The sequence below is a fragment of the Xanthomonas sp. SHU 199 genome (assembly GCF_000364665.1).
In the GTDB taxonomy this organism is placed as follows: Bacteria; Pseudomonadota; Gammaproteobacteria; order Xanthomonadales; family Xanthomonadaceae; genus Xanthomonas_A; species Xanthomonas_A sontii.
This window is the reverse complement of record NZ_AQOI01000862.1, coordinates 1-6,624: the sequence shown is the minus strand read 5'-3', so window position 1 is coordinate 6,624 and position 6,624 is coordinate 1. Positions and strand designations below refer to the sequence as shown.

Annotated in this window: 7 protein-coding genes and 1 pseudogene; 3 read left to right on the top strand and 5 right to left on the bottom strand. The window is 71.1% G+C overall.

Translation table 11 applies throughout. The features are described from left to right. From D183_RS25880 to D183_RS25870, 4 genes are all read right to left on the bottom strand, one after another. The coding region (locus tag D183_RS25880; RefSeq protein WP_039729619.1) for an SDR family NAD(P)-dependent oxidoreductase at positions 1-165 on the bottom strand (165 nt) is incomplete at its 3' end. Next, positions 165-842 (bottom strand): TenA family transcriptional regulator, encoded by a 678-nt coding sequence (locus D183_RS0123420; RefSeq protein ID WP_017911139.1) that lies wholly within the window; start codon positions 840-842, stop codon positions 165-167. The genes D183_RS0123420 and D183_RS25880, both read right to left, overlap by 1 nt. Continuing rightward, positions 839-2,332: an AMP-binding protein gene (locus D183_RS25875; protein ID WP_017911138.1), complete on the bottom strand. Its 1,494-nt coding sequence runs from the start codon at positions 2,330-2,332 to the stop codon at positions 839-841. The genes D183_RS0123420 and D183_RS25875 overlap by 4 nt, the downstream gene beginning before the upstream one ends. Next, on the bottom strand, positions 2,329-2,985 hold the full coding sequence (locus D183_RS25870; RefSeq protein WP_017911137.1) for a thermostable hemolysin: 657 nt from the start codon (positions 2,983-2,985) through the stop codon (positions 2,329-2,331). The genes D183_RS25875 and D183_RS25870 overlap by 4 nt, the downstream gene beginning before the upstream one ends. A 289-nt stretch (positions 2,986-3,274) precedes the next feature. Here D183_RS25870 and D183_RS0123405 point away from each other — a divergent pair, with 289 nt between their 5' ends. From D183_RS0123405 to D183_RS0123395, 3 genes are all read left to right on the top strand, one after another. After that, a complete protein-coding gene (locus tag D183_RS0123405) occupies positions 3,275-3,865 on the top strand; it encodes a TetR/AcrR family transcriptional regulator (protein ID WP_017911136.1) in 591 nt (196 codons plus the stop codon). 134 nt (positions 3,866-3,999) lie between these two features. Beyond that, positions 4,000-4,659: a protein-L-isoaspartate O-methyltransferase family protein gene (locus D183_RS0123400; RefSeq protein WP_010344493.1), complete on the top strand. Its 660-nt coding sequence runs from the start codon at positions 4,000-4,002 to the stop codon at positions 4,657-4,659. 18 nt (positions 4,660-4,677) lie between these two features. Continuing rightward, positions 4,678-6,045: a TolC family outer membrane protein gene (locus D183_RS0123395; RefSeq protein ID WP_017911135.1), complete on the top strand. Its 1,368-nt coding sequence runs from the start codon at positions 4,678-4,680 to the stop codon at positions 6,043-6,045. 302 nt (positions 6,046-6,347) lie between these two features. On the opposite strand, the pseudogene D183_RS25865 reads toward D183_RS0123395, so the two are convergent. Further along, positions 6,348-6,624 (bottom strand): annotated as a pseudogene (locus D183_RS25865) (lipid IV(A) 3-deoxy-D-manno-octulosonic acid transferase); the annotation flags it as partial.

Sequence of the window (6,624 nt, the reverse complement as noted above, 5' to 3'; positions counted from 1 at the left end):
CAGCCCCCGCCCCTGCGGATGCCGGCCGGCGACCTGCGCCAGGCGCACCGGGTCGCGGCCGACCGCCAGCACGCAGGCACCGGCGGCCACCAGTTCGTCGCACAGGGCGGCGCCGATGCCGCCGCTGGCGCCGGTGAGAATCACACTGCGTCCGTTGAGATCCATCATGCGGCCTCCGCCATGGGCAGCGGCGGCTGTGCGCGCAGGCTGCGGAAAATGTCGCCGTACAGGCCGTAGAAGCGCTTGGCCGCATGCACCACGGCGCGCTGGTCGTCGGCATCGTCGAGCCGGTCCATCAGGCCTTCGAAGAAGCCGGCATGCTCGATGTCCAGGTCGCCGTGCGAGCGCAGGTAGCTGAAGGCGTTGCGCGGCAGGCCCAGCGAGGTCTCGATGCTCTCGGCCGCGCGCGTGGCCAGCGCCACGCTGGTGCCTTCCAGCACCAGCACCATGCCGAAGAAGCCGACCGGATTGCCGCGGGCGATGGTGTCGTAGGCGTAGGCCACCATCAGTTCGGTCGCCGCCGATGGCATCGAGGCGGCGGCGGCGGCGCGGTCGGCGCCGCAGGCGGCCAGGTCGTCGAGGATCCACTCCTGGTGGCCCAGTTCTTCCTCGATGTACTCGGCCACCGCGCTGCGCAGCCACTCCAGCCGCGCCGGCAGGCGCGCGCCGCAGGCCATCAGCAGGGGCACGGTATGGCGCACGTGGTGATAGGCCTGGCCGAGGAAGGCGACGTAGTCGGCGCCGGCGATCTGCCCGGCCAGGGCAGTCTGGATGATCGGGATGGCGATCAGGTCGGCGCGTTCGGCCTGGGTCTCGGCGAGCAGCCGGGCATGGAAACTCATTGGAAGGCTCCTGGGGCGGGATCGGGTTCGAGTTCGGCATAGCGCTGCGCCACGGCGTCGGCGTAGCGCTGCAGGATGGCGTCGCGGCGCGGGCGGCCGTTGCCGGTGAGCAGGCCGTCGGCGGCGCTGAACGGCGCGACGGCGCGCACGAAGCCGGCGACGCGCGCGTAATCGGGCAGGCCGGCATTGACCTCGGCCAGCGCGCCCTGCAGCGCGGCGTCGTCTTCGCCAGCGCGGCGCGGCCACAGCACCGCCAGGTTGTGCGCACGCGCCTCGCCGCACACCACCGCTTGGGCGATCAGCGGATGCTGCAGCAGTTCGCTTTCCACCCACTCCGGCGAGACGTTGCGGCCGAACGCGGTGATGAACACATGCTTGCGGCGGCCGGTGATGTGCACGAAGCCGTCGGCATCGACATGGCCCAGGTCGCCGGTGGCGATCGGCCCCGGTGCCGGGCCGGGCGCGCCCAGGTAACCCAGGCAGCGCACGCCCTCGACCTGCAGTTCGCCATCGACCACCTGCACCCGCGCATGCGGCAGCGGCCGTCCGACGCTGCCCAGGCGCTGCGCCTCGGGCCGGTTCAAGGCCACCACCGAGGCGCATTCGGTCAGGCCGTAGCCTTCGAACACCGGCAACTGCAGCGCCGCCGCACGGCGCAGCAGGCCCGGGCCGACGCGGCCACCACCGACCGCCAGGTAGCGCAACGAGGCGGGCAGCGGCACGCCGCGCTCGGCGGCCATGACCAGCCCCAGCAGCAACTGCGGCACCAGGATCACGCTATGCGGCTGGTAGCGGTGCAGGCAGGCGATCAGGGTCGGGATGTCCAGGCCGGCAGCGCCGCTGTAGCCGATCTCGGCCAGCGACGGCAGCGCGATCTGCGCGCCGGACAGCAGCGGCGCGTACAGGCCGCCGACGTTCTCCAGCAGCGTCGACAGCGGCATCAGGCACAGGTGCCGGCGCGGCGCCAGCGCCGAGGCGGCGTCGGCCAGCGAGCCGGCGACCTGCAGCAACGCGTCGGCGCTCAGGCACACGCCCTTCGGCTGGCCGGTGGTGCCGGAGGTGTAGGTGATGCAGCCGGTGCCCGCGGGCAGGGCCACCGGCGCCTGCGTCAGGCGCCGGCCGGCCAGTCCCGGTTCCGGCAGGCGCAACGCCTCGCCATCGAGGTCGGCCAGCGCCGGACCCGGCGCCGCGATCAGCCCCTGCGCGCCGCTGCTGGCCAGGGCGTACTGCACCTGCGCCGGGCTGAAGAAGGTCGGCAGCGGCACGTGCACGCCGCCGTTCAGGCGGATCGCCAGATCCAGCAGCAGCCACTCGGGGCCGTTGTCCAGGCGGCTGGCGACGCAATACACCCCATGCCCCTGCAGCGCATCGGCCAGGCGCTGTGCGCGCTCGAGCAGATCGCGCTCGCGCAGCGCCCCATCGGCGTAAAGCACGCGCGCGTCGTCGCCGCGCAAGCCGGCCAGCAGGTCGGCGACGCCGGGCGTGCTCACGGCGCCCCCGCCAGGCAGGCGCGGAACGTGGGCAGCACGCCGTGGCGGGGTTCCGCCTCGCGCTGCAGGAAGGCGTGCCCGGCGGCGATGTCGCCGAACATCAGCCGCGGCTGCGCCGCGTAGTAGTCGCCCCAGTCGCTGGGATCGTCGCGCAGGTCCTGGCCGCGCGCCTCGCCCAGCTCCACTGTCGCCAAATGCAGGCGGTCGAAGGCGTTGCGTAGCTGCCGGGTCGCCACGAACAGCACCCAGCGCAGGCCTGCGCCATGCAGGGTGCAGGTCAGTGCGCGGATCATCGCCCGCGCGTCGCCGGCGTGCTCGGCGGCGAAATTGCCCACCTCCACCAACTCCGTGCGCAGCACCCGCCGCGGCATCCGCTCGGCGATCGCCAGCTCGGCCGGCTGCGCCAGGTACTGCTCGACGAACAGCGGACCCTCGCTGGCGCAGCGCAGTCCCAGTGCGGCCTGCAGGCGACCGTCGGCGCCGTGGTAGGCGAGCAGGTGCGGAAGAAAGCCGCGCAGGACCGCGCCGTAGCGCTCGCGGTAGACCCGGGCGATGAAGGCTTCCACCTGCGCGCGATCGGGATGCAGGGCATCGACCAGCACAGGATCGGCGAAGCGGAAACCGGAAGCAGCGGAGAGGGGGACGATGGCCATGGCGACATCGTCGGGGCAGTCGATTAGGCGACCATGAGCCCGATGTTAGGCAAATGTAAGCCGCGCATAAGCAAAGCATTGGATGCCGCGGCCCTGCCGCCCGTGCCCGCCGGCGCACTGCCCGGCCCGGCTGCCCCGCCCGCCGAACGCAGCGTCACAATAATGAACCAGCGGGTCTAGTATAAATATCGAACCGACTGGTCTAGTATTGCCACCCATGGTCAGCAAATCGTCCGCCGCCTCCGCCAAATCCTCCTCGCGTCCCGCCGGGCCCGGTCGCCCCAAGGACATGGGCAAACGCGCCGCGATCCTGGAAGCGGCACGGGAAATGTTCACCGAACTGGGCTTCGGCGGGGTCAGCATGGACGGCATCGCCGCCCGCGCCGGCGTCTCCAAGCTCACCGTCTACAGCCACTACGGCGACAAGGAAACCCTGTTCGCCGAGGCGGTGCGCGCGCAATGCCAGGCGCTGCTGCCCGACGACCTGTTCGGGCACGCCCTGAAAGGACCGCTGCGCACCCAGTTGCTGGACATCGGCCAGGCCTTCTTCGCCATGATCAGCAGCGAGGCGGCGATGGCCACCCACCGCATGATGCTGACCCCGGGCACCGGCGACGACCACGTCCGCGAGATGTTCTGGAATGCCGGTCCCAAGCGCACCCAGCAGCACCTGGCGCAGCTGCTGCAGGCCCACGTCGCCGCCGGCGCGCTGGACATCGCCGACCTCGACCTGGCCGCCTCGCAGTTCTTCTGCCTGGTCAAGGGCGAGCTGTACTCGCTGATGATGTGCGGGCTGTGCCGCGACGCCAGCCAGGAGCGGATCCGCGCCCATGTCGAGGCCAGCATCGACTTCTTCCTGCGTGCCTATGCGGCGCGCTAGCCCGGCCGCCCGGCCGTTCCCCGGCGCCGATGACTTCCGGCACTGCGCGCCGGACCGTCCGGCGGCGATGCTGCGGCATACGCCCGGCCTCCGTGCCGGCTAAAATGCCCGGCCCTCCGCGTTGGATGCCCGAAATGACGATCGACTACTCCCAAGCCCGCGAAAAGATGGTGGAACAGCAGGTCCGTCCCTGGGACGTGCTGGACCTGCGCGTGCTCGACGTGCTGTCGCGGCTGCCGCGCGAGACCTTCGTGCCGCCGGCCCACCGCGCCGTGGCCTACGCCGACCTGGAGATTCCGCTGGGCCACGGCCAGTTCATGATGAAGCCGGTCATCGAAGGCCGCATGCTGCAGGCCCTGGACCTGCAGCCGGGCGAGGACGTGCTGGAGATCGGCACCGGCAGCGGCTTCGTCAGCGCCTGCCTGGGCGAGCTCGGCCGCGAAGTGGTCAGCCTGGAGATCGAGCCGGCCCTGGCCGCCGCTGCGCGCGCCAACCTGGACGCCGCCGGCCTGGGCAGCAACGTCCGCATCGAGACCGCCGACGCCTTCGCCTGGAACAGCGAGCGCCGCTTCGACGTGGTCTGCGTCACCGCCGCGGTCACCGAGATCCCGGCGCAGTTCCTGGCCTGGCTGCGCCCCGGCGGCCGCCTGTTCGCGATCCGCGGCCGCGCGCCGGTCATGGAAGCGGTGCTGGTGCATGCCGAAGCGGGCGCGCCACGCACGGAATCGCTGTTCGAAACCGACCTGGCGTACTACCTGCGAGGCGCAGCGCCAGTCCCCCAGTTCACATTCTGATCCATCAAGGAAGCCGCAATGATCCGCCGATCCCTCGTCCTGGCGCTGGCCGCCGCGCTGTTTCCGTTGGCCGCCAACGCCACGGACCTGCTGCAAGTCTACGAAATGGCCCGCAACAGCGACCCGCAGTTGGCCTCCGCGGAATCGACCCGGCTGTACGACAAGGAAGGCGAAGTGCAGGCGCGCGCCGCCCTGCTGCCGCAGATCAACGGCAGCGCGTCGCTGCAGCGCAACCATAGCGAAGTCGAGCGCGGCGGCGGCGAACTGGCCGGCACCGGCAAGAGCCGCAGCTACGCCGTGCAGGGCCAGCAGACCCTGGTCAACTTCGCCCAGTTCTCCAACCTGCGCGCGCAGAAGGCGCGCAGCCTGGCCGCCGACTACACCCTGGATTCGGCCAACGACGACCTGATCGTGCGCACCTCGGCGGCCTACTTCAACGTGCTGGTGGCGATCGAATCGCTGGTCGCCGCCGAGACCAACGAAGCCGCCGCCAAGAAGCAGTTCGACTACGCCGACAAGCGCCTGGAAGTGGGCCTGGCACCGATCACCGACGTGCACGAAGCCCGCGCCGAGTACGACCAGGCCCGCGCCGACACGATCAATGCGCGCAACTCGCTGCAGGACCTGTACCAGGCGCTGACCCAGATCACCGGCCAGCCGGTGCGCGACCTGCGCGGCCTGCCGGAGGATTTCCGTCCGCAGCTGCCGGCCACCGGCGGCGACATCGACAGCCTGATCGCCTCGGCGCTGGACAAGAACCCGTCGCTGCGGTCCTACCAGTACCAGGTGCAGGCGGCCGAGGCCAGCGTCTCGGCGGCACGCGCCGGACACCTGCCGACGCTGAGCCTGTCGGCCAGCGCCGGCCGCGATGCGAACTGGGGCAACAGCGTCTCCGGCAGCGGCAGCACCCCGCGCGCCGACAGCAACACCATCGGCCTGACCTTGAACATCCCGATCTTCGCCGGCGGCGCCACCCAGTCCGGCGTGCGCCAGGCGCTGGCGCAGCGCGACATCGCCCAGGACACCTACGAACTGCAGAAGCGCGCGCTCGACCGCAACACCCGCAACGCCTACCAGACGGTGGTGGCCGGGATCAGCGAGATCGAGGCGCGGCGCCTGGCGGTGGTCTCGGCGCAGGCCGCATTCGATGCCTCGCAGGTCGGCCTGGAAGTGGGCACCCGCACCGTGCTGGACGTGGTGCAGAACCAGCGCACCCTGTACCAGGCGCAGCTGGCCTACGCGCAGGCGCGCTACAACTTCCTGCAGAACCGTCTGCTGCTGAGCCAGGCGCTCGGCTCGCTGGACGTGGCCGAGGTGCAGTCGATCAACGCGCTGCTGACCCAGAGCGCCGAATCCAAGCTCAACTCCGCCAACAGCACGCAGTAAGCGCACGCACGCGCGCTTGCCGCCGAAACGGCGGGCCTTCGGGTCCGCCGTTTTTGTTTATGGAGGCGTGGGGCGAATGGCGGCAGCCTCCTGTGGGAGGAACTTCAGTCCCGACGCGCTGCGCGATGGGAGGAGAGGGATGGCGAGAGCCATGCGTCGCGACTTGCAGGGCACCTCGAGTAACGACGCATGTCATGCGCAGGAGCGGCAGGAGCGGCTTCAGCCGCGACGGGACTTCCCATGAAAAGCCCGTCATGGCGATACCCGCTGCGACGGATATGCCCGCGCACCTCTACGACGCGTCAGTCCTCCACGCCCGCATCGCCCGCCAACGGCGGCAGGTGCGGCGCGATCAACTGCAGGGTCCGCTGCAGCGCGCCGCGGCCGTTCGCGACCAGCGCGCAGCCGGCCTCGGCCATGCGCGTGCGCGCCTCGGCATCGCCCAGCAGGGACTGCAGCGCCGCGCACACGGCGCCGGCGTCCTCGCAGATGGCCACCGCGCCGGCTTCGCGCATGCGCCGCGAAATCTCGGAAAAATTATGCAGGTGCGGGCCGGTCACCGACGGCGTGCCGACCGCC